The 20,451-nt window shown below is 57.5% G+C and carries 23 protein-coding genes; 13 read left to right on the top strand and 10 right to left on the bottom strand.

What is annotated here, in order from left to right; translation table 11 throughout:
- Positions 1-82: 82 nt before the first annotated feature.
- The 3 genes from DX909_RS12165 to DX909_RS12155 all read left to right on the top strand — a co-directional run bounded on the left by DX909_RS12165 (position 83) and on the right by DX909_RS12155 (position 3,975).
- Complete coding sequence (locus tag DX909_RS12165) at positions 83-1,330, top strand: hypothetical protein (protein ID WP_128545739.1); 1,248 nt, start codon at positions 83-85, stop codon at positions 1,328-1,330.
- Positions 1,331-1,395: 65 nt separating this feature from the next.
- Complete coding sequence (locus tag DX909_RS12160; protein ID WP_128545454.1) at positions 1,396-2,172, top strand: DoxX family protein; 777 nt, start codon at positions 1,396-1,398, stop codon at positions 2,170-2,172.
- A gap of 144 nt (positions 2,173-2,316) precedes the next feature.
- Entirely contained in the window at positions 2,317-3,975 is a 1,659-nt protein-coding gene (locus DX909_RS12155; RefSeq protein WP_128545453.1) for a carboxylesterase/lipase family protein, read from the top strand.
- Between the two features lie 137 nt (positions 3,976-4,112).
- On the opposite strand, the gene DX909_RS12150 is transcribed toward DX909_RS12155, so the two are convergent.
- A complete protein-coding gene (locus DX909_RS12150; protein WP_128545452.1) occupies positions 4,113-4,319 on the bottom strand; it encodes a hypothetical protein in 207 nt (68 codons plus the stop codon).
- A 189-nt stretch (positions 4,320-4,508) separates the two neighbouring features.
- Positions 4,509-4,820: a plasmid stabilization protein gene (locus tag DX909_RS12145; protein ID WP_128545451.1), complete on the bottom strand. Its 312-nt coding sequence runs from the start codon at positions 4,818-4,820 to the stop codon at positions 4,509-4,511.
- A gap of 255 nt (positions 4,821-5,075) precedes the next feature.
- Between DX909_RS12145 and DX909_RS12140 the strand changes: the two genes are divergently transcribed.
- Positions 5,076-6,143, top strand: a complete 1,068-nt coding sequence (locus DX909_RS12140; protein ID WP_128545450.1) for an SDR family NAD(P)-dependent oxidoreductase — start codon at positions 5,076-5,078, stop codon at positions 6,141-6,143.
- A gap of 64 nt (positions 6,144-6,207) precedes the next feature.
- Here the strand turns inward: DX909_RS12140 and DX909_RS12135 are convergent, their stop codons facing one another.
- From DX909_RS12135 to DX909_RS12125, 3 genes are all read right to left on the bottom strand, one after another.
- Positions 6,208-6,426, bottom strand: a complete 219-nt coding sequence (locus DX909_RS12135) for a hypothetical protein (RefSeq protein WP_128545449.1) — start codon at positions 6,424-6,426, stop codon at positions 6,208-6,210.
- Between the two features lie 196 nt (positions 6,427-6,622).
- The gene (locus tag DX909_RS12130; RefSeq protein WP_128545448.1) at positions 6,623-7,180 is read right to left on the bottom strand and encodes a DUF4136 domain-containing protein; all 558 of its coding nucleotides are present in this window, start codon (positions 7,178-7,180) and stop codon (positions 6,623-6,625) included.
- Positions 7,181-7,263: 83 nt separating this feature from the next.
- A complete protein-coding gene (locus DX909_RS12125) occupies positions 7,264-7,431 on the bottom strand; it encodes a hypothetical protein (RefSeq protein WP_229311026.1) in 168 nt (55 codons plus the stop codon).
- Positions 7,432-7,661: 230 nt separating this feature from the next.
- Here DX909_RS12125 and DX909_RS12120 point away from each other — a divergent pair, with 230 nt between their 5' ends.
- From DX909_RS12120 to DX909_RS30090, 6 genes are all read left to right on the top strand, one after another.
- Positions 7,662-8,141, top strand: a complete 480-nt coding sequence (locus tag DX909_RS12120; RefSeq protein ID WP_128545447.1) for a DoxX family protein — start codon at positions 7,662-7,664, stop codon at positions 8,139-8,141.
- A 174-nt stretch (positions 8,142-8,315) separates the two neighbouring features.
- Positions 8,316-8,864, top strand: coding sequence for a hypothetical protein (locus DX909_RS12115; RefSeq protein WP_164851271.1), 549 nt, complete (start codon positions 8,316-8,318; stop codon positions 8,862-8,864).
- Positions 8,865-8,995: 131 nt separating this feature from the next.
- A complete protein-coding gene (locus DX909_RS12110) occupies positions 8,996-9,904 on the top strand; it encodes a helix-turn-helix domain-containing protein (RefSeq protein ID WP_128545446.1) in 909 nt (302 codons plus the stop codon).
- A gap of 80 nt (positions 9,905-9,984) precedes the next feature.
- The gene (locus DX909_RS12105; protein WP_128545445.1) at positions 9,985-10,848 is read left to right on the top strand and encodes an oxidoreductase; all 864 of its coding nucleotides are present in this window, start codon (positions 9,985-9,987) and stop codon (positions 10,846-10,848) included.
- A gap of 147 nt (positions 10,849-10,995) precedes the next feature.
- Positions 10,996-11,232, top strand: a complete 237-nt coding sequence (locus DX909_RS12100) for a hypothetical protein (protein WP_128545444.1) — start codon at positions 10,996-10,998, stop codon at positions 11,230-11,232.
- A gap of 3 nt (positions 11,233-11,235) precedes the next feature.
- Positions 11,236-11,508, top strand: coding sequence for a PIN domain-containing protein (locus DX909_RS30090; RefSeq protein WP_128545443.1), 273 nt, complete (start codon positions 11,236-11,238; stop codon positions 11,506-11,508).
- A 193-nt stretch (positions 11,509-11,701) separates the two neighbouring features.
- On the opposite strand, the gene DX909_RS12090 is transcribed toward DX909_RS30090, so the two are convergent.
- The 5 genes from DX909_RS12090 to DX909_RS12070 form a co-directional block, all read right to left on the bottom strand.
- A complete protein-coding gene (locus DX909_RS12090) occupies positions 11,702-12,628 on the bottom strand; it encodes an RraA family protein (RefSeq protein WP_128545737.1) in 927 nt (308 codons plus the stop codon).
- Between the two features lie 78 nt (positions 12,629-12,706).
- On the bottom strand, positions 12,707-13,573 hold the full coding sequence (locus DX909_RS12085) for an NmrA family NAD(P)-binding protein (protein WP_128545442.1): 867 nt from the start codon (positions 13,571-13,573) through the stop codon (positions 12,707-12,709).
- A gap of 1 nt (position 13,574) precedes the next feature.
- Positions 13,575-14,339, bottom strand: coding sequence for a glucosamine-6-phosphate deaminase (locus tag DX909_RS12080; RefSeq protein WP_128545441.1), 765 nt, complete (start codon positions 14,337-14,339; stop codon positions 13,575-13,577).
- Between the two features lie 156 nt (positions 14,340-14,495).
- A complete protein-coding gene (locus DX909_RS12075; protein WP_128545440.1) occupies positions 14,496-15,038 on the bottom strand; it encodes a DUF4199 domain-containing protein in 543 nt (180 codons plus the stop codon).
- A gap of 146 nt (positions 15,039-15,184) precedes the next feature.
- Positions 15,185-15,670, bottom strand: coding sequence for a helix-turn-helix transcriptional regulator (locus tag DX909_RS12070; protein WP_128545439.1), 486 nt, complete (start codon positions 15,668-15,670; stop codon positions 15,185-15,187).
- A gap of 147 nt (positions 15,671-15,817) precedes the next feature.
- Here DX909_RS12070 and DX909_RS12065 point away from each other — a divergent pair, with 147 nt between their 5' ends.
- From DX909_RS12065 to DX909_RS12055, 3 genes are read left to right on the top strand one after another with little or no spacing between them, the layout of a single operon-like run.
- Positions 15,818-17,563, top strand: coding sequence for a GMC oxidoreductase (locus tag DX909_RS12065; protein WP_128545438.1), 1,746 nt, complete (start codon positions 15,818-15,820; stop codon positions 17,561-17,563).
- A 4-nt stretch (positions 17,564-17,567) separates the two neighbouring features.
- The gene (locus DX909_RS12060; protein WP_128545437.1) at positions 17,568-18,185 is read left to right on the top strand and encodes a gluconate 2-dehydrogenase subunit 3 family protein; all 618 of its coding nucleotides are present in this window, start codon (positions 17,568-17,570) and stop codon (positions 18,183-18,185) included.
- Complete coding sequence (locus DX909_RS12055; RefSeq protein ID WP_128545436.1) at positions 18,178-20,442, top strand: DUF7133 domain-containing protein; 2,265 nt, start codon at positions 18,178-18,180, stop codon at positions 20,440-20,442. The genes DX909_RS12060 and DX909_RS12055 overlap by 8 nt, the downstream gene beginning before the upstream one ends.
- The last annotated feature ends 9 nt before the right edge of the window (positions 20,443-20,451 follow it).

Genomic DNA, 20,451 nt, shown 5'->3' with positions numbered 1-20,451 from the left:
TTTTTAGCTTGTATCGGTTGCACAATTGAAAACATTTCTAACTTTGAAACACAAAGTACTTTCAGACATTTCAATGCTCAATATGCGCGACGAGATCCTGTTAAACATGGACAACCCCCGGCAACTGGAAAAGCTGTACCGGGGCAACCGGCCGACCTTCAGAACGGCCTTCAACGACCTGTATCCCCAGCTGCGAAACAACCCGCTGGCCGAAGGATGGAACGAGCGGCTCAACTTCGGTCAGGAAGACCTGTTCTGGGGCACGCCCCGGGAGCGGGTTTTTGTCGTGGCCGCGTCGCTGCTGGCCGCCTTTCTGGCTAAACTGCCGGAACTGCTCTCTCTGAACAAGGAGTTTTTTTATACGCGAAACGTCGGCTTCATCGTTTTTCCCATTCTGATCGCCTACTTCGGCTGGAAAAATCAGATTCCGAAGAAAACCGTTGCCTGGCTGTCGGTCTTCATCCTGGTCGCCGTCGGGTTTATCAACTCGTTACCCCAGGGCAAACCCGGCGATACGCTGATCCTGTCCTGTATTCATCTGCCTCTATGGCTGTGGTCTCTGCTGGGCTTCACGTTTGGGGGAGGGAATCTGAAAGCCAGGGTGAACTGGCTGGGTTTTCTGCGCTACAACGGTGAGCTGGCCGTCATGACCGCCCTCCTTCTTATCGCCGGCGGCCTCACGACAGGGCTGACCATCGGCCTGTTCGAGCTGATCGGGTGGCACATTCAGGACTTCTATTTCAATAATGTGGTGGTATGCGGGCTGGCCGCCGTCCCCATCGTCGGAACGTTTCTCATTCAGGTCCAGCCGACCCTGGTCAGTAAAGTGTCGCCGGTCATTGCGAATCTGTTCAGCCCGGTGGCGCTGGTGGTGCTGGTGGTCTATCTGGTCGCTACCCTTTTCTCGGGAAAGGACCCGTATCATGACCGCGAATTTCTCCTGCTCTTCAATGCCCTGCTGGTCGGTGTCATGGCCCTGATCTTCTTCTCCCTGGCCGAAAACACTTCCCCGGCCGGCAAAAATTCGGCGCAGATTCTCATCCTTTTCCTGCTGTCGCTGGTGACCTTACTGGTGAACGGGATTGCCCTGTCCGCCGTCCTGTTCAGGATTACGGAATGGGGGCTGACTCCCAACCGGGCCGCGGTGCTGGGCGCCAACGTGCTGATGCTGAGCCACCTGATCTATATGAGCATGCGGCTTCTGAGCGCGCTGACCCGGAAAAGCGACCTCGCGCTGGTAGGCCGGTCGATGGCCTTTTTCCTGCCGGTATACAGCCTCTGGAGCGGAGTGGTCGCCTTTTTATTCCCGCTGTTCTTCGGGTTCCGGTAAGGGCCGAACCGCGTCGGCCCAACGGCAGGAAAGCATCGTGTCCCAAAAGGAATGATTACTGAAATATGATCGATCTGGTCGCCACCCTCGACCGGCTGCATTTCCGGGCAAAACAAAACCGGTGGCTGCGTTATTTTGCCCGCTTTAACCGGGTAGCGCTGGCGGCCGGGTTTTTACCGTCGGGTTTCGTGAAGATCCTGGGGGAGCGGTTTACTTCACTGTCCGTCAACCACCCCATGGGCCATTATCTTGAAGCCCTGTTTCATACCGGCTATTATTATACATTCATCGGCGTCCTGCAGATGATGTCGGCCGTCCTTCTGCTTATTCCCCCTACGGCAACGCTGGGGGCGGTTCTCTACTTCCCGATCATCCTGAATATCTGCCTCCTGTCGCTGTCCGTGCGTTTTGAAGGCTCCCTCCTTTCTTCGCCCCTGATGGTCCTGGCGAATCTCTACCTCCTCTGCTGGGATTACGACAAGCTGAAATACATTCTTCCCTTCCACCAGGCTCCCGTTGCGGAGACCACTTCAAAGCCGCCAGTCCCGGACAAGAAGTTTCCGGTTGCTTTTTTTGCGGGGGTGACCACCACCATCATTCTTCTTGTACTGGTTCTTACCAACGTCTACTCCATAATGCCCCGTAATACCCTGTCGGACTGTAATAGCCAGTGCAGCAATAGTAAGAATCCGGAGGCCTGCCGTCAATTCTGCGATTGTATTCATATCCAGGGCAAACCGCTGGACAAATGCCTGGATGATTATGAAAGAGCCACCGCTTCACCGGCCGGCAGCCCTTCACCCACGGAGGTGCAACGGAGTAACCGGCCGTCGGTTCGCTGAGCGATTTCCTTGGCAGTGGTGCTAATCGGTAAGTACTTTTTCGATAAATTGTTGCACTTTCCGTCTCAGACCGGCGGAAAGGCGGACGCTTTCCGCCGGTAGCCCGGAATGCTCTTTTCTTCAACCCTTAACTTAAATGGTAGGATGATACCTTCAAGACGGAATTTTTTACAATCCCTCGGCGTGAGCATGGCCGGGATAAGCCTGGCTCACGAAACTATCGCTTCCGGTTCAAAACCGCCGAAAGTCGTCAAGCCGGCCGCCGACGAGCAGGTTTTGTTTGTGGGCGACAACATTGCAGTGGCCAACACGGAATACGGGAAAGTCAGGGGGTTTGTGCTTCGGGGCATCCATCAGTTTTTAGGCATCCCCTATGGGGCCGATACCTCGGGTAAGAACCGGTTCATGCCCCCGCAGAAACCGACGCCCTGGTCCGATGTCCGGCCGGCCCTCTGGTGGGGTAATTCGGCCCCACAGATCATGGAGAAGCGGTATGCGAACCCGTATGCCTCTTTCGTCGATCACTGGAATTATGACGACGTTTCGGAAGACTGTCTGAAACTGAACGTCTGGACGCCCGCCCTCGATTCGCAAAAACGCCCGGTCGTGGTCTGGCTGCACGGGGGCGGCTTTACCAACGGAAACGGCATCGAGCAGGACGGCTATCACGGTGAAAACCTGTCCCGGCTGGGCAACATCGTCTTCTGTTCGCTCAATCACCGGCTCGGACCGCTCGGTTACACCCATCTGAAAGCCGCCGGCGGGCATCCGGCTTCCGGGAATGTCGGCAATCTGGACATGGTGGCGGCCCTCGAATGGGTCAGAAACAACATCGCCAACTTCGGCGGTGATCCGAATAACGTGACCATCATCGGGCAATCGGGCGGTGGCGCCAAAGTGACTACGCTCATGAATATGCCCTCGGCGAAAGGGCTGTTCCACAAGGCGGTGGCCTTGAGCGGCAGCTCGCTGAGCGGGGTCAATAAGGAATATGCCGAAAAACTGGGCCTGAAGGTAATGGAGGAAGCGGGCCTGAAACCCGGCGAGATTGAAAAACTGCAGCAAATCCCCTGGCGGGAGTACATCGACATTGCCAACCGGGCGGTCGAGAAGACGGCGGATGAAGCCAAACGGCTCAACCTCACGCGGGGCGGTTATTCACCCGTTGCCGATGGCGCGACGCTGAAGGAAGGCCTATTTTTTACCGATGCAAGCCACTTTTCGGCCGATATTCCCATGATAATCTGCTCCACTTTCCACGAGTTCAGTCCCAGCCGGACGGATGCCGCCCTGGAAAAGATTTCCCTGACTGAGGTAAAGGAGAAGCTCAAACCCCGCTTCGGCGACAAGTCCGGCGAGATTGTAGAGGCTTATGTGAAAAACTTCCCGAAAGCCCGTCCGATCGAAATCTGGGCGTTGATCATGTCCAACCGGAAAAATGCCGTGGCCGCGGCCGACGCAAAGGCCAACCAGCGGAAAGCGCCCGTCTATGTGGCCTGGTTCGGCTGGCAGCCGCCCCTGTTCGACAACCGGATGCGGGCCTTCCACTGTGACGACATTTGCTTCTGGTTCTACAATACCGACCTCATGCTGACCCATACCGGGGGCGGGAAACGGCCCCGGGCCTTGTCGGAAAAGATGGCGAAGTCGTTCCTCAATTTCGTGAAAACCGGCAATCCGAACGGGGGCGGCCTGCCGAACTGGAAACCATATTCTGTTAAGAACGGCGAAACGATGGTGCTGGACGACACTTCGATGCTGGTCAACGACCCCGACCGCGAAGCCCGGAAAGCACTGGTGTAGCCGCTCCCGGCCACCGGCACATCGCAAATTGTTCAGGGCCGGCAACAGCCTGGAAAAGGCTGTTGCCGGCCCTGAACAATTTGGCCCCAGAGACTGTAACACGAGACTCCCGGAAAAGCCGACGGGTTCGGTGCGCCTTACAGCTGTACCTTCTGAATCTGGTACGGCTTGCGGGAAATTATTTTTCTGAGATAAATTCTGGCTTCCCGTTCCGTGGAGAACCGCGCTGCCTGCATCCGGTCCGTCGTCACCCACTCCTGCGCTGCTTTGACTCCCTCCAGGTATAACACACCGCCTTCCCGATCATCCTGACGAATGATCACATAAAAGGTTTTTCTTGCCATATGACCCATTTTGGGTATATACCCCAAATCGGCCCAATCCGGATTTTACGGAAATGTAAAATTTTGAATATAAGAAGTGCCCAGCAACGCAGGAGCGGTATTAGAATTTGACGCCAAGCCAAAAAGCCCGGCCTTGCGGTCGGGCTTGCCGGTTTTCCGGGCGGTTGGTTACCGCTTTCCGGAAGGGCGTTACTTCTTGCTTTCGGCATTTTTTTTCCGGGTAGCCGCGGCTTTCTTCGCCGAAGCCGACCGTTCTTCGGGCGTGCGGGAGGCCGAAGCCTCTCCCCCCTTCTTGCCGCCCCGGTGCGCCGGCTCCCGGTTTTCGGAGCGGCCACGGCCGGACCCGCTTTTTTTACCACCTCCCGACGTTTTGTTGACCGTGGCCCAGGCCCGGCGTTCAGCTTCTTCCTCGGGTAGGCCCCGTTCTTCGTAACTCTCCTCGATGTGTTCGGCCTGGCGCTTCTGCTTGTCCGTATAAGCCGACTTATCTCCTCTTGGCATGGCCTTATGCGTTTATTGGTAAGCGTTTTACAAAAACTTTCCGGCCGTCGGCACCAGAAACGGCCCGGACCGGTATGCTTAAAACGAGAAAGAAAGAAAAGGGTTGCCGGACTTAGCCTGCGGCTCGTCCCGGTGCCGGGGAGCGCCGGTTTCCCGGAGAGCGGAAGGACGGAAATAAGGCGGTCGCAAATAATAAAACGTAACCCTTTGGCAAATTCACGGTTAGCTGAGAAGAACAAAACATTTCGTTTCAGCATGAAAAATCAATCCGCCCAAACGGTTCTGGTCACGGGTGCCACCAGCGGCATCGGCCGGGAACTCGCCAGACTGTTTGCTCAGGACGGCTGCCATTTGGTTATGGTCGCCCGGAATGAAGAAGGCCTGCAACAGGTGGCCCGGGAGTTTGAACAGGAGTTCGGCATCCGGACCACGGTAATCTGCAAAGACCTGACCGACCCCAAAGCCCCCGAAGAAATTTATCAGGAAACCGCCCGGCAGGGCCTGACCGTCGACGTGCTGGTCAATAACGCGGGTGTCGGAGAGTACGGCCTGTTCGCGACCGAGTCCGACCTGCAGAAGGAATTGAGCATCATCCAGCTCAACATCGGCTCGCTGGTCAGCCTGACGAAGCTGTACCTGAAAGACATGGTGCAGCGCAACGAGGGCAGAATTCTCATGCTGGGGTCGATTGCCTCCGTGATGCCCAATCCCCTGATGGCCGTTTATGGGGCGACCAAGGCGTTTGTCTATTCGTTCTCGGAAGCGCTGCGCAATGAACTGAAGGACACCGATGTGACGGTGACGGTGCTGATGCCGCCCGCCACCGATACCGACTTCTTCAACAAGGCCGGCGCCACTCATACCGTAGCCCAGCAGCAGGCCCACTCGATGAGCCCGGCCGAGGTCGCCAAAGCCGGCTATGACGCCCTGATGAGCGGTAAGGACAAGGTGGCGGCCGGAATGAAAACCAAAGTGATGGCGGCTGCCGCCCACCTGTTTCCCGACCCGATGGTGACGCAGAGCGCCCGAAATCTGATGAAGACGCCGGAGGAAGCCGAACAGGAGCGCCGGAGTCAGGCCCGGACCAACGCCCTGACCTTTGGCCTGGCGGCCGTTGCTTTCGCCGGATTATGGCTGGTCTCCCGCAGCGGCAACGGCCGCCGGAACGGCAACGGCGCATTCTCCGACTTCAACGGCCGCCGTTACCGGAGCAAAGCCAAAGCCGCCGGCCGTTCGGCCCGCAACGTGGTTAACTCGGCCGCCGATTCGGTCAAAAGCACCTATCACGACGCGAAAGCCGCCGTTGAGCAGGCCCTGGCCTGATGGTGCTTTTGATTCAGGCCCGGCAGCGGGCCATGTAAACAAATAAAGCGGACCGAAGTCCGCTTTATTTGTTCCGGCACGAAACCAGCGCCGTTCCGGGTTTGGCTTTCATCTCTTCGACATAGCGCTCCATGTCCGCTTTGTTGCAGAATTCTTTCGTCAGCCGTCCGCCCGTCCCGGCATCGGTGGTATAGACTTCGCAGGCATAACAGGTGGATTTGACTTCCGAGGGATCGCAGGCGCTCAGCAGAGCCAGACCCAGCAGGGGCAGAAGACGTTTCATAGGCGTGTGGTTGTTTCGAAGCAAAAGTAGTTCCCGCTACGGGCCGTCTCAACCCAAGCCCCCGCTAACTGCCCGATTCACCGGCTGATTTGTCGGTACCGCCGAATGAACTGTCGGTTTTGGTTCTTTTCCGAGAACTAAAAAATAAAAGGCGACCCATGGCCCATGGGTCGCCTTTTGTTCTCTCACCGGCCGCCTACAGGTTATCGGCGCGGTAGGGATACTTTTCAAAAATCAGGTTGACGGCCTGTCTGATCCGGTTCTCATCCCGGTCGAAACCGTTGGCATTGGTGAGGCCGGATGCCAATCCCCGCCAGACGACCTGCCCGGTTTTAGTATCGACCAGGTTCAGGATGATCGAACCGGCCTTGACGTCGAAGGTCGTCACGTCTTCCGGCTCGCGCACCTCCCCGACGCCGAAATAAGTGGTTCCGTAGCCCGTAAAGCCTTTGATGGTCGTCGGTTTCTCGAAAACCCGGAAGTTGACCAGCAGGTCGGGCGATTGCCGGGTCAGCTTGTAGCCCCGGCCGTCGAGCGCAAAGCCGACCGCGTCCCGAATCCGCTTCTTCAGCGTCAGGTCGTTTAGAAAGTAAAAGCCGGGGTCGAGCCGGTTGTCCACCTGCGAAGCCCAGGTGTAGGTTTTGTACTTGCTGAAATCGACGTTCAGCTTCCGGTCGGCATCGACCGTTACGTTCTGGGCCTGAACCAGGCCGGCCGTCAGCAGCAGGGCTGCGGCAAGAATCATCGTTTTCATAGGCGTTGAGATTTAAGGAATTACTACGTCGCAAACTTGAATACCGACCTTTAAAATCGGCTTAGAACCCACTTAGAATTTTCTTAACGACGGCTTTTTTCCAGCCGGTCTTTCACATAAAGTTCTTCAACGATAACCATCGGAACCGCAGGGAGCGGGGAAGCGAAGAGTACGCCCGGAAGCCCGAGCAGCATGCCCATGAGCCCCTGTCCGAACAGGGCGGCCGGGGCGACCCTCCAACTGAAAGACACTGGGGCCTCCATAGAAAGGCGCTATCTAAACCCAAATCCCGGCCCGCTCAGGATTTTCTTAAGGAAGCGTTAGCTTTTCATTAATACCGGATCGAAGGCCGGAATCTTGAACTATTTCAACCGTTTTTCTTAACCTACTTCATCGTCCCGGGCCGGGAAGCGACGGTAGTTTTGCATCCGAAACGGCGGGACAAACCCGACCGAACCGATTTAAAACCACGCACATCTGTATGAAAACATTGACCGTCACGGAGGAACATCCTCCTTTTCCGCTGCGCTGGATCGTAGCGACCGACAACCAGACCGCACCCCTGCTCGTCCGCATCATGCTGGCCTTCATCCTGTTTCCGCACGGCGCCCAAAAGGCGTTCGGCTGGTTTGGCGGCTACGGCTTCGAAGGTACCATGGGCTTTTTTACGGACACGGTCCATCTGCCTTATCTGCTGGGGCTGGGCATCATCGCCATCGAACTGCTGTCGCCCTTCTTCCTGCTGCTGGGGTTGGGAACGCGGGTCGTATCGGTCCTGGTCGGACTGCTGTTCATCGGCATTATCCTGACCTCCCACCTGGAACACGGCTTTTTCATGAACTGGGACGGCGACAAACCGGGTGAAGGCTTCGAATACCATCTGCTGGTGCTGACATCGGCCGCGTCGCTGCTGATTTCCGGAGCCGGTCGTTTCTCCCTCGATCAGCGGCTGGCGAAGTAAGAAACCGGGGCCTACGGCTGCGTTAAACGTATATTATTGCCGTCAGATTTTTTTTCGTGATTTTTTAATACCTGTTTCTGCCTTTCTCCTGAACATTGCCCCCTCCGGCCGGTTCATACTATGTTACCCTTCCATAGAAAGGGTAAAATTATAAACCTTAAAGTGAAATAGAATATGGCAGATTACACAGGACACACCACGGGAGAAACGATCTCGACCAGCCAGTCGGACCGGATGATGACGGCGATTTTCAACGACCGCAACAGCGCCGAACAGGCTTACAATTCTCTGGTTCAGCATGGTTTTTCCGACAAGGATATCAACCTGGTCATGTCGAACGACACGCGGGACCGAAACTTTGCCGACCGGCACGAGGCCGGGGAGGACACGGATCTGGGTAACAAAGCCATGGAAAAAGCCGGCGTCGGTTCAGCCATCGGAGGTACGGTCGGTGCCATCGCTTCGGCCATTGCCGCCATCGGCACCAGTTTAGTAATTCCGGGTCTCGGCTTGGTCGTGGCAGGTCCGGTCGCAGCGGCCCTGGCGGGTGCCGGTGCCGGCGGTCTGACGGGTGGTTTGATTGGGGCGCTGGTCGGTTCCGGTATTCCCAAAGAGCACGCCGAGGCTTATGAACGAGGCATCAAAGAGGGCGGCATTGTGATTGGTGTCCATGCCCGCAGCGCAGAAGATATCCGCTTTCTGGAGCATCAGGGCTTCCACTAAGCGATATTGATCCGAAAAGAAGCCATCCGGCCCGGAGCGACTAAGGTCGGCCGGGCCGGATGGCTTCTTTTTTCAAACCGAAACGGTTTTGACGTGTGCCGGCTTCCGTTTGATTTTTGTACCTTTACGGCATGGAGAGAACCGAACGGCTGGAAGACTTCTATCAGCATAAACTGAACTGGATGCCCGACAACCTGAAAAAGGAGATCGGGCATTTCAATGTATTCAGGATCGATGATTTTGTGGGGTGTAACGCCCGGCCGATTCCCTATAGCCGCAAGGATTTCTTTAAAATCAGCTTTCTCGTCGGCCGAAACCGGATGCACTATGCCGACAAGGTTGTCGAGATCGACCGGCAGGGTCTGCTGTTTGCCAATCCCCACATCCCTTACGCCTGGGAACCGCTTCAGGAGGAGCAGACCGGCTATTTCTGCATCTTCACGTCCGCCTTTTTCGATCAGTTCGGTGCCCTGAAGGACTACCCGGTCTTTCAGCCCGGCGGCACCCCGGTTTTTCTGCTGACCGACGTCCAGGCCGGGCACGTCGGGCGCCTGTTTGAACGGATGCTGGAGGAGATCGACTCGGAGTTTGCCTACAAGTATGATGTGCTGAGGACGCTGGTGTTCGAACTGGTGCATACCGCCCTGAAGCTGCAACCGGCGGCCACCTCCCTGTACCATGCCGCCAATGCGGCTACGCGGATTTCCTCTCTGTTTATGGAATTGCTGGAGCGGCAGTTTCCGATCGAGTCGCCCCGCCGGCAGGTGGTGTTCCGCGCCCCGACCGATTTTGCTTCCCAACTGGCGGTCCACGTCAACCACCTCAACCGGGCGTTGAAGGAAACGACCGGCAAAACCACCTCGCAGATCATTGCCGAACGGGTGACGCAGGAGGCCCGGACGCTGCTGCGGCATACCGACTGGAACGTCAGTGAGATTGCCTGGTGCCTGGGATTCGAGGAGGCCGCGCATTTCATCAATTTTTTCAAAAAGAACGTCCAGCTAACGCCCCGCTCCTACCGCAATCTGGAGGCTGTTTGAATTTTGCAATTATCGGTTTGATTTCTGCACCTGTCGCTCACGACCGGCCCTCTACTTTTGTCCCATTAATCAATCTGACTATGGAAAACAAAAAAGTATGGCTGGTCACCGGTGCCTCGAAAGGGCTGGGACTGACCCTCGTTACCAAACTGCTGGCGGCCGGGTACCGGGTAGCCGCCACCTCCCGAAACCGGGAAGCCCTGATCCGTGAAACCGGCGGGCCGACGTCCGGCTTTCTGCCGCTTCAGGTCGATCTGGTTGATGAAGGCAGCGTTCGGGACGCCGTAGCGGAAACCCTCCGGCATTTCGGCACGATCGACGTCGTGGTCAACAACGCGGGCTACGGGCAGGTCGGCACGCTGGAGGAAATGTCGGACGAGGAGATTCGGAAAAACTTCGACGTCAACGTCTTCGGGCTGGTCAATGTCATCCGGCACGTGATGCCGCACCTGCGTACCCGGCGGTCCGGCCACCTCTTCAACATCGCTTCCATCGGCGGCTATTTCGCCGGTTTTCCGGGCTGGGGCAGCTATTGCGCCACCAAGTTTGCCGTGGTCGGCCTGACCGAATCACTGGCGGCCGAAGCCGGGCCGTTCGGCGTCCGGGCCACGGTGGTTTATCCCGGTTATTTCCGAACCCAATTTCTGGAGGAAGGCTCATTGACCGTTTCGGCTCGCCAGATGGCCGAATACGAAGAGGTCCGGGCCATTCAGCACCAGCACCAGACCGCCATCAACGGCAACCAGCCGGGAGACCCCGAAAAAGCCGCCGAGGTGCTGATTCAGGTGGCCGAAGCGCCCCAGCCGCCGGTCCATCTGTTTCTGGGCCAGGATGCCTATGATATGGTGGAGGTGAAAGACACCGCCCTCCACCGTGATCTGGAAGCCTGGCGGAAAGCCGCCACTGCAACGGCCTTCCCGCAGGAAAATCCGGTCGCTTCCTAAGCGCCGAGGGCCTTAAATGAGAAACCCGACTTGTTTCAAGTCGGGTTTTTTCGGTAATAATATGATCTCCCTTCTGATTGGAAACACTATATTTGCATAACCAAAAACCAGCTTGGGCGGATTTAAGTTTTTTGATAAATATAGGCTATGCAAACGACCTTTCACATGAAGGCGCGGGAAATGAACGACCGTTTGATCAACTCCATCCGAAAACAGTTCCAGGATGATGAGGAGTTAACAATCATCGTTCAATCCGAAAATAAAACCGGAAATCCTGAAAATGACGAGGTCAGGAGATTTTTAGAGCATAAAAAGAAATTCTCTTCAATTCGGTTACCAAAGGGACCTGATTTTAATTCTCTGGTAGGTGATCTAAATCTGTAAAATGTGGAGTATTTCGATTCAGATGTCTTATTTAACTGCGTTGCGGAACAGGAAATCTTAAAACACAGACAGGCGACTGACCTTATTCAGGAAGCGTTGAAAAGCAGAAGATTCGTTGTTTCAACCTTAGTAATTACGGAGGTAGGGTATGGGCTTGCCCGGTTTCATGTGCCAAATAAACGAATTAGACAGGAGCTTGATTTTTACCAAAGTCTCCATGTCGTTCCAGTGATTCCCTCTCAGCTTTCAAGAGCTCTGGAACTTGCCGAAAAGTAGGTTTTAAACACATCAACGATTGCATTCATACAGCCATTGCCGAAAGTCTGGACTGTGAAGTTCTACACACTTATAATCGGTCGGACTTTAAAAGAATCAAGAAGTATACGAGACTTCATGTCAATATCTTATAAACAGCGGGCGCCCCTTGTGAGGGGCACCCGCTGTTTATATAGTATCAACTTTTCAGACACTACTTCGCCAGATAAGCCTCTACGTCTTTCTGGGTGATGGCCAGTTTTTTGGGGTATTTGCTCAGCCAGGCGCGGAATTCGTCCTTGATCTTGTTCGACCAGTCGCCGTGGATTTCGCCGGAGGGGTATTTGGCCTGCTGGAGGAGCACCCGCTCGAATTCGTCGCGCAGGGCGGTCATTTCCGAAGCCGACACCAGCCCTTCGACCAGATGCGACGGAATAAAAACCACCCCATACTCATTGGCAAACACCACATCCCCCGGGAACACCGTTACCTCCCCGACGCGGATGGGGGCGTTGATGGACGTCGGCGTCATGTCCTTGATGTAAGACGGGTCGTGGCCCTTCACCCAGGCGTTGAAGCCTTTGGTATCTTTCAGTTCCTGCATATCCCGAACCGAGCCGTAAAAGATAACGCCCTTGCCGGTTTTGCCGTAAATGGCGTTGCCGAGACTGGAGCCGATCAGCGTGCCGTCCTTGATCTTGCCGAAGCCGTCGGCCACGTAGATATCTCCTTTGGTCAGGATGTCGATCGGCCAGATGTTGATGCCGCCTTTCTGGGAGCGGCCTTCGGCTTTTCCCTGCGCCCGCACGAGGCTGTCGAGGTCAGGGCGGGTCGGCATGAACTGCGCCGTCACGACGCGGCCGGTCATGGTTTCACCGGGTTTGAGAATGATCCAGTTCTTTTCGACCTGGTTGCGGTAACCCCGGTTGCTGAGATAACCCCAGATCTGCTCCAGCGTGCAGTTCTGCAGCCGCTCCAACACCAGGTCCGGTACTTTGGGCCGGCCGTCGGACAGGCGCTCGCCTTTCCAGTTGGACGTCAGGGCGGTTACGTATTCCGGCGTGGAGCCGATCCGCTGGGCCTGTGCCGACAGCCCCCCCACCAGGGAGACGGTCAGGGCAAGTAACGTTCTCTTAATCATCATTTTTATAGGGTTGTAGGAATCATTCCAAAAGTAAACAGGAAAAGCGAAATACCGCCAACGGTATCCCAAAAACCACTACAGCAGCCGGGCTTTGTTTTCCTGAATGAACAGATCGAAGCCGCGGGGCTTTTCGCCGGTAATTTTCTCGATCCAGTCGGTAATGACGGGTTCTTTCTGAAAACGGGGCAGAAAGTGCAGCAGGATCATGACCAGAATAAAGGCCGGAGCGATGCCCTCCCGCCGTTTCCGGAGAAAGAACTTCAGCAGGTTGGGCGATTCATACCGGATCGTCGTGCCCAGCCCGCGGCTCAGGCGGTCGGCCATTTCCGGAAAGCCGAGTTTTTCATAACAGGTCAGATCGTAAGCCCGGTTCGCATGGGCTGCGGGGTTCCGAATGACCTGGGCCGCTACCTTTCCGATGTCCTCCACATCGACCAATGTGAACTTGGCCGACCCGGCGGGGAGAAATATCAGCCGGTTCTGCACCAGATCGTTGCGGAGGGTGGTCGTGAAGTTCTGCATGAAGTAGGCCGGCCGCAGAAAGGTATACGGAATTTTACTTGCAACGATCAGCTTCTCGATCTTGTGGTGCGGGATAACCGAACTGCTCTCCACTCCCTGCACCGACAAGAAAACGATGTGCTTCACCCCGGCCCGAACGGCCTGATCGATCAGGGGCCGGAAGTATTTGTTCACATCGGAAAGCTGCGGGGGCCGCAATAAAAAAAGCAGGTCGCTCCCTTCGAGCGCCTGCCAATAGGTTCTTTTATCGGTAAAGTCGAACGGAACGGGAGTGACGCGGTAGCCGGCCAGGGCGGTTTTGTCCTTTTCCACATTCCGCACACCCGCCAGAACGCGGTAGGAATGCGGAAGCGGCTCCAGCGCCCGGATGACTTCCAGCCCGACGTTGCCTGTTGCTCCGGTGATGAGTACACCGGCCATGTCAGCGGGTAAATTCGGCGCGATCGGCGCCCTCCGCCAGCAGGCCGGCCGCCGGTCGGTCCAGATACAGCGTGCAGCTGGGATGTTCCCGCAGGATACCGGCCGGGAAATCGGGACCGATGGGCAGTTCAAGACAGTTCTTCACCGCCTGCGCCTTGCGTTCGTCAGGAACGGAGCAGACGATATGTCTCGACTTCAGAATCTGTTGGATGGACATACTGACGGCCTGCGTTGGAACGGCTTCCAGCGTTTCGAACCACCCCTCGCCCAGCTGCTGCCGGCGACAGGCTTCGTCGAGTGTCACCACCAGATAAGGCTTTCTGGTTTCAAAATCGGCCGGCGGGTCGTTGAAGGCCAGGTGTCCGTTCTCACCGATGCCGACCAGTGCCACGTCCACCGTTTCAGCCCCGATCAGTGCGCCCAGCCGGGCGGTTTCCTCCTCGGGCGGAGCCTCGCCGTTGATCAGGAAGGCGGCTTTCAGCGCAGGCACGCGGGTCAGGAAGCGTTCCTTCAGGTATTTACGGAAGCTGGCAGGATGGGTTTCCGGCAGGCCGATGTATTCGTCGAGGTGGAACATCGTCACCTTCGACCAGTCGATGCCTTCCTCACCGACCAACTGGTTCAGGGTTTCGAACTGGCTGGTGCCGGTGGCCAGAATAATGGTAGCGGTGCCTTTTTCGGCGAGGGCCTCACGGATGAGCTGCCCGGCGGCCCGGCCGGCCGCCACGCCCAGTTCTTTGCTGGTTTCGGAAATGATGACGTTCATTCGGGTTCGGTCGGATCGGCTCCGAGGGGCCAGTAGACACCGGTTGCTGCCTGAAACCGGTAAAGAAGACGGCCTCAGGCAGCAACCGGTGCTTCACAAAGATATATTTTGTCGGGATAAAACCGCCCGGATCGGCGTAGAACCGCCCCACCGGTTTCAGGAGCCGGTCAGCTGGGCCTGGCCGCCGGAGTTTCGCTTCAGGATCAGGGCACAGAGCAGGGAGATGACCAGCCCGATGGGAAACACTTCCGCGTAGGTGAACAGGACGACCAGCACCGGGTTCTTATACATTTCGCCGAAATTGGCCATTTCGGCGGCTTTCGATTCCAGTTCGGCCGGGCCGGCCCCGCTCTCCCTGAGTTCTCTCATCACGTGGGCCGTGTATTTGTCCATGAAGTCGGGGATGAACAGGTAAAATTCGATCAGCCAGATCAGGACGTAGATCGTCGAGGTGATCAGCGTGACGAATAGCCCGATCTTAAAGGCCTGTCCAAACGAAATGACGCCCGAATTGTAGCGGTCGCGGTAGTTTTTGATCGCCACAAAAATGAACGAAAACGCCAGGATCATGGCTCCGTAGCCGAGAACGGCGTTGTCTTCAAAATTTTCGTTTTTGTAACACATCAGCGTGGTCACCACCATAAACGTAGCCAGGATGGCCCCTGAAATCAGCCCGAAAACCAATACATTTCTTTTCATAAGAATTTGCTCAGTTGTTTTTTTACGGTGGTAAAATTGACGTTCGGCCGTCGTTCAGGACTCATTCTTTCGGGTGATTTTGGTCTTCTGAGCGGTTTTTCACCCGTTTGGATGACCCAGTTGGATGACCTGATCGGGTGAGCGGTTTACGGAATCAGCCGCAGCCGTTTGGCCCGGTCGATGGCCTGGGTCCGGCTCCGGACGTCCAGTTTGCTGAACAGATTGGAAGAATGCGTCTTGACGGTATTGACGGAAACGAACAGCCGCTCCCCGATTTCGTGGTTGCTCAGGCCCTCGGCCATCCCCAGCAGTACGTCCAGCTCCCTCCGGCTCAGGCCCAGCCGCCGGAACTCGGTTTCGTTGAAGACAAATTCGTTCGGCTCGCCGACATACACCTCTTTCTCCACGACGACGGTCTGCACCCTGGGTCGGGCGAGCTGAAGGGCGAGCCAGATGCCGAGTCCTGTGAAAAGCACCGCAATGGCGCCGATGTAAATCTCGAAGGCGTGATTAACGATCACCAGCCGCAGTTCGAGCCACTTCAGCACGAACAGCAGCACGGCCAGCGCCACGCCGTACAGCAGCGTCTCACGGTTTCCGGCAATGAATCGAAAGGGTTTGAAAAAGGCCATCGGATGGGAATCGGTTTGCCTCCGGGAACGCATAAAGATAACAGGCAGTAGTTTATCCCGGCCGGTTTCTTTTAATCCTTGTATAATTATCCTATTTTTTAGCACAATTTTTCCCGACCGACTTTTTCTCCCACTATTCCTTCCCGTATGGACCCTTTTCACATTAAAAAAGCCCCGATCGTGTACGATGCGGTCGTTGTCGGTTCCGGAGCCGGGGGCGGTATGGCCGCCTATATGCTGACCAAAGCCGGCGCCAAAGTGCTGCTGCTGGAAGCCGGCGGCTATTTCGACCCGGCCGACCCTAAATACATCACCCAGCTCAAATGGCCGTATGAATCGCCCCGGCGCGGAGCCAGTACCACCCGGCCCGGCGGGGATTTCGACGCGGCCTGGGGCGGCTGGGACATCGAAGGCGAACCGTACTCGGCCAAATCCGGGACGGAGTTTTTCTGGTTCCGGTCGCGGATGCTCGGCGGCCGCACCAACCACTGGGGCCGCATTTCGATGCGGTTCGGGCCGGACGACTTCCGGCGCGGCTCGCTGACCGGCGTCGGCGACGACTGGCCCATCACCTACGACGATCTGAAACCCTATTACGACCGGGTGGATCGGCTGATCGGCGTATTCGGGTCAGTGGAGAACCTGCCCAATGAGCCGGACGGTATCTTTCTGCCGCCCCCGAAACCCCGTCTGCACGAACTGATGCTGAAGAAAGCCGGAAAGAGCATCGGTATCCCGGTGATACCGTCGCGGCTTTCCATCCTGACCAAAGCCATCAATAACGAGCGCGGAGCCTGTTTCTACTGCCGCCAGTGTAACCGGGGCTGTCAGGCTTACGCCGACTTTTCGTCTTCCTCCGTCCTCTGTATCCCGGCACTCAAAACCGGCAACCTGACGCTGAAAAACAACGCCATGGTGCGGGAAGTCCTGACTGACCCCCGGACAGGGCTGGCCACGGGCGTTTCCTACGTCGATACCATCACTTTACAGGAAGTATCGGTACAGGCGAAAACCGTCGTGCTCGCACCCAGCACCTGCGAGACCGCCCGGCTGTTGCTCAACTCTAAGTCGGCCCGCTTCCCCAACGGTCTGGCCAACTCCAGCGGGGTGGTCGGCAAGTACCTGAACGACTCCACGGGCGCTTCCCGCTCGGGCTTCGTGCCGTCGCTGATGGACCGCAAACGCTACAACGAGGACGGGGTCGGCGGGATGCACGTCTTTACGCCCTGGTGGCTCGACAACTCCAAACTCGACTTCCCACGCGGCTACCACATCGAGTACGGGGGCGGCATGGGTATGCCCGGCTATGGCTTCGGCTCCGGTATCGAGAACCTGAACGGCAAGGTGCCGGGCCGCGACGGCAAGATGAAACCGGCGGGCGGCTATGGAGCCGCTTTGAAAGACGACGTCCGGCGGTTCTACGGCGCCTACATCAGCATGTCGGGGCGGGGCGAGCCGGTGCCGCTGGAAAGCAACTACTGCGAGATCGACCCCAACACGGTCGATAAATACGGGATTCCGACGCTGCGGTTCCATTACAAATGGTCCGACGCCGAGATCAAGCAGGCCAAGCACATGCAGGATACCTTCGAAGAGATCATTCATGCGCTGGGCGGGATGCCGATGGGCAACAAACCCGGTCCGGAGACCAATTACGGTCTGGCCGCGCCCGGTCGGATCATCCATGAGGTCGGCACGGTGCGGATGGGCAGCGACCCGTCGAAATCGGCGCTGAACTCCTTCCAGCAGGCCCACGACGTCAAGAACCTGTTTGTGGTCGATGCGGCTCCGTTCGTGTCGCAGGGCGATAAAAACGTGACCTGGACCATTCTGGCCTCGTCCATGCGCACATCCGAATATTTGATCGACCAGGTAAAACGGAAAAACATATAAGCCCATGAAACGTAGAGATACCCTCAAAGCCCTGTCGCTCACGTCGCTGGGCATGGCCGTCGGACCCGTTGAGGCCGCCGTTCCTGAACCCCCCGAACCGAAACCGGCCGTCAAGCTGCTGCCGGGACGGCAGAAATTCGAAGCCGAACGCGACACCCAGCTTATGGGCCAGAAGTTTCTGACCCCGGCCGAGCTGCAGACCGTCACGATCCTGAGCGACATCATCATCCCGGCCGATTCCCATTCGGGCAGCGCGTCGCAGGCCGGCGTTTCGGCCTTCATCGACTTCATGATGGTCGACCAGCCGCGGATGCAGACACCCATGCGCGGTGGCCTGCGCTGGCTCAACAACAAATGCGTAAGCCGCTACGGCAAGCCGTTCGCCCAACTGACCAAAGAACAGCAGATCGAACTGGTGGAACTGATCGCCTATCCCGGTAAGGCCACCCCCGACATGAAACAGGGGGAGACCTTTTTCACCAATATGCGCAATCTGGTCATGACCGGGTTTTATACGAGTAAAATAGGCATCGCCGACATCGGCTATGTCGGCAATACGCCCAACGAGTGGAAAGGCGTCCCGGATGACGTGCTGAAGCAGTATGGGCTGAGTTATGAATAACCGGCTTTTCGGGTTGCTGGGCGGCCTCCTCCTGCTGGGGATGGCCGCCCGGCCGCCTTTTTTCCTTAACGACGAAGATCCCTTCGACACCCCGCACACCGTCAGTCAGACGCCCATTACCGTTCCGCAGTCGCCGGAGCAATCGCTTCGGTCGTTCCGTCTGCCCAAAGGATACCGCCTGGAGTTGGTCGCCGGCGAACCCATGATTTCGGAACCCTCGGCCATCGCCTGGGACGGCCACGGCCGGATGTATGTAGCCCAGCTGGAAACCTATATGCAGACCGTCGACGCCCAGGGCCAGGATGAACCCCGCAGCCGGATCATGCGGCTCGAAGACACCGACGACGATGGAAAGATGGATAAGAGTACCGTCTTCATCGACCATCTTCTGTCGCCCCGCATGGTGCTCTGCGTCGGCAGGGAGGTCTACGTTAACGAAACCAATTCCTATAACATATACGCCTACCGGGACACCGACGGCGACGGCCGCGCCGACCACAAACGGGTGGTGTATCAAAATCCGAAGAAAGCCTACGGCAACGTCGAACACCAGCGCAGCGGCCTCGACTGGAATCTCGACAACTGGATTTACGTCACCACCGACCCGGTTCGCTTCCGATACCGGCAGGGCAAACTCCTCGTCGATACGCTCGTGAGCGGCTCCAACGGGCAGTGGGGCCTGACGCACGACGACTATGGGCGGCTTTATTTTAGCCGGGCGGCTTCGGGCACGGCGGCTACCGGTTTTCAGATCAACCCGGTATACGGCCAGTTGGAACTGCCGGGGGCCACGGATGCCGAGTTCGGCAAAGTCTGGCCCCGCATCAAAACGCCGGACGTGAACGGCGGCCCCCGCACCCTGCGCCCGGACAGTACGATGTTCGGCTTTACATCCGTATCCGGGCAGTCGGTGTTCCGGGGCGACCGCCTGCCGAAAAGCCTCTATGGCGACTATCTGGCCTGCGAGCCGGTGGGCCGGTTCATCCGGCGGGCCAATCTCACCGAGACCGACGGGCGGATTACCCTCTCCAACGTCTACCGGGAGGACGAGTTCATCAGCTCGACGGATATGAATTTCCGGCCCGTCAACACCTACACCGGCCCGGACGGCTGCCTGTATATCGTCGATATGTACCGGGGCATCATCCAGGAATCCACCTGGGCGCAGCCGGGCAGCTTTCTGTATGACCAGATCATGACGAAGGGGCTGCACCGGAACGTCAAACGCGGCCGCATCTACCGGCTCGTCTACGAAGGAATGGCCCGCGGCCCCAAACCGCACCTGCCGGAGGACGCGGTCAGCGATCTGGTGGCCTACCTCGATCATCCGAACGGCTGGTGGCGGGATAATGCCCAGAAAGAACTGATCGTCCGGGGAGACCGGTCGGTCGTTCCGGCCCTGCGGAAGAAGGCGCTGGGCCAGGACTCCGCTCAGGCGACGCTTTTGGGCCGGCTCCATGCCTTATGGACGCTGGAAGGGCTGGATGCGCTGGATAAACCGACCCTGCTGACGGCGCTCGGCGACCCGGAGGTACCCATCCGCAAGGCTGCCGTCCGGCTCAGCGAGCCGTTTTTGAAAAAGGGAGATGCCGGGGTGCTGGCGGCTTTGCAGCGGATCGGCAACGATGCCGGGCGCGATGTACTCGGCCAGCTGCTGCTGTCGCTGAGCTTATCGAAATCAGCGGAAGCCGGGGTTCTCAGCCGGAAAATTCTGGACCAGCACCCGGATGACGAACTGCTCACGGGCATCCGGACGAGCCTGCAGAAAACCGAGGAAGCCCGCCGGTATGGCTACAAACTCATGGCCCTGGCCGAGCCGACCCGCCGATCGATGCTGGAAGGGGCCTCCATTTTTAATTCGCTCTGTGCGTCCTGCCACGGGCCTGAGGGGCAGGGTCTTCCGACGAAGGTGGCCCCTCCCCTCATCAGCAAGTTCAAGCTGATCGAGAATAAGAACGAAGTTATCAAGATCATGCTGCACGGGCTGAAAGGCCCGGTCGACGGGCATACCTACGCCGACCAGATGCCGCCGATGGGCACCAACACCGACGAGTGGATCGCGGCCGTGCTGAACTACCTCCGACTCGACCTGTGTATGCGCAGTTTCCCGCAGATGAGCGAGGGCTACATCAACTGGGTCACGGTGACTCCCGAGCAGGTGAAAAAAGTGCGGGAAGAAACCGCCGGCCGGACCGTGGCCTGGACCTGGGACGAGCTGAAACCCGGACGGTTGCCGTCTACGGCCGGGCGGAAGTGAAGACCGGCC

Source organism: Larkinella soli, assembly GCF_003703975.1.
In the GTDB taxonomy this organism is placed as follows: domain Bacteria; phylum Bacteroidota; class Bacteroidia; order Cytophagales; family Spirosomataceae; genus Larkinella; species Larkinella soli.
The sequence above is the reverse complement of the archived record's forward strand: the minus strand, read 5'-3'. Positions and strand labels throughout refer to the sequence as shown.

Excerpts from the sequence above, each read along its gene's own strand:
- DX909_RS12115 (WP_164851271.1), top strand. The coding sequence starts at position 8,316 with ATGGCAGATTACACAGGACACACCACGGGAGAAACGATCTCGACCAGC.
- DX909_RS12085 (WP_128545442.1), bottom strand. The coding sequence starts at position 13,573 with ATGGCCGGTGTACTCATCACCGGAGCAACAGGCAACGTCGGGCTGGAA.
- DX909_RS12135 (WP_128545449.1), bottom strand. The coding sequence starts at position 6,426 with ATGAAACGTCTTCTGCCCCTGCTGGGTCTGGCTCTGCTGAGCGCCTGC.
- DX909_RS12145 (WP_128545451.1), bottom strand. The coding sequence starts at position 4,820 with ATGCCAAGAGGAGATAAGTCGGCTTATACGGACAAGCAGAAGCGCCAG.
- DX909_RS12150 (WP_128545452.1), bottom strand. The coding sequence starts at position 4,319 with ATGGCAAGAAAAACCTTTTATGTGATCATTCGTCAGGATGATCGGGAA.
- DX909_RS12165 (WP_128545739.1), top strand. The coding sequence starts at position 83 with ATGCGCGACGAGATCCTGTTAAACATGGACAACCCCCGGCAACTGGAA.
- DX909_RS12140 (WP_128545450.1), top strand. The coding sequence starts at position 5,076 with ATGAAAAATCAATCCGCCCAAACGGTTCTGGTCACGGGTGCCACCAGC.
- DX909_RS12080 (WP_128545441.1), bottom strand. The coding sequence starts at position 14,339 with ATGAACGTCATCATTTCCGAAACCAGCAAAGAACTGGGCGTGGCGGCC.
- DX909_RS12055 (WP_128545436.1), top strand. The coding sequence starts at position 18,178 with ATGAATAACCGGCTTTTCGGGTTGCTGGGCGGCCTCCTCCTGCTGGGG.
- DX909_RS12160 (WP_128545454.1), top strand. The coding sequence starts at position 1,396 with ATGATCGATCTGGTCGCCACCCTCGACCGGCTGCATTTCCGGGCAAAA.
- DX909_RS12070 (WP_128545439.1), bottom strand. The coding sequence starts at position 15,670 with ATGGCCTTTTTCAAACCCTTTCGATTCATTGCCGGAAACCGTGAGACG.
- DX909_RS12130 (WP_128545448.1), bottom strand. The coding sequence starts at position 7,180 with ATGAAAACGATGATTCTTGCCGCAGCCCTGCTGCTGACGGCCGGCCTG.
- DX909_RS12120 (WP_128545447.1), top strand. The coding sequence starts at position 7,662 with ATGAAAACATTGACCGTCACGGAGGAACATCCTCCTTTTCCGCTGCGC.
- DX909_RS12105 (WP_128545445.1), top strand. The coding sequence starts at position 9,985 with ATGGAAAACAAAAAAGTATGGCTGGTCACCGGTGCCTCGAAAGGGCTG.
- DX909_RS12065 (WP_128545438.1), top strand. The coding sequence starts at position 15,818 with ATGGACCCTTTTCACATTAAAAAAGCCCCGATCGTGTACGATGCGGTC.
- DX909_RS12110 (WP_128545446.1), top strand. The coding sequence starts at position 8,996 with ATGGAGAGAACCGAACGGCTGGAAGACTTCTATCAGCATAAACTGAAC.
- DX909_RS12100 (WP_128545444.1), top strand. The coding sequence starts at position 10,996 with ATGCAAACGACCTTTCACATGAAGGCGCGGGAAATGAACGACCGTTTG.
- DX909_RS12060 (WP_128545437.1), top strand. The coding sequence starts at position 17,568 with ATGAAACGTAGAGATACCCTCAAAGCCCTGTCGCTCACGTCGCTGGGC.
- DX909_RS12155 (WP_128545453.1), top strand. The coding sequence starts at position 2,317 with ATGATACCTTCAAGACGGAATTTTTTACAATCCCTCGGCGTGAGCATG.
- DX909_RS12090 (WP_128545737.1), bottom strand. The coding sequence starts at position 12,628 with ATGATTAAGAGAACGTTACTTGCCCTGACCGTCTCCCTGGTGGGGGGG.
- DX909_RS12075 (WP_128545440.1), bottom strand. The coding sequence starts at position 15,038 with ATGAAAAGAAATGTATTGGTTTTCGGGCTGATTTCAGGGGCCATCCTG.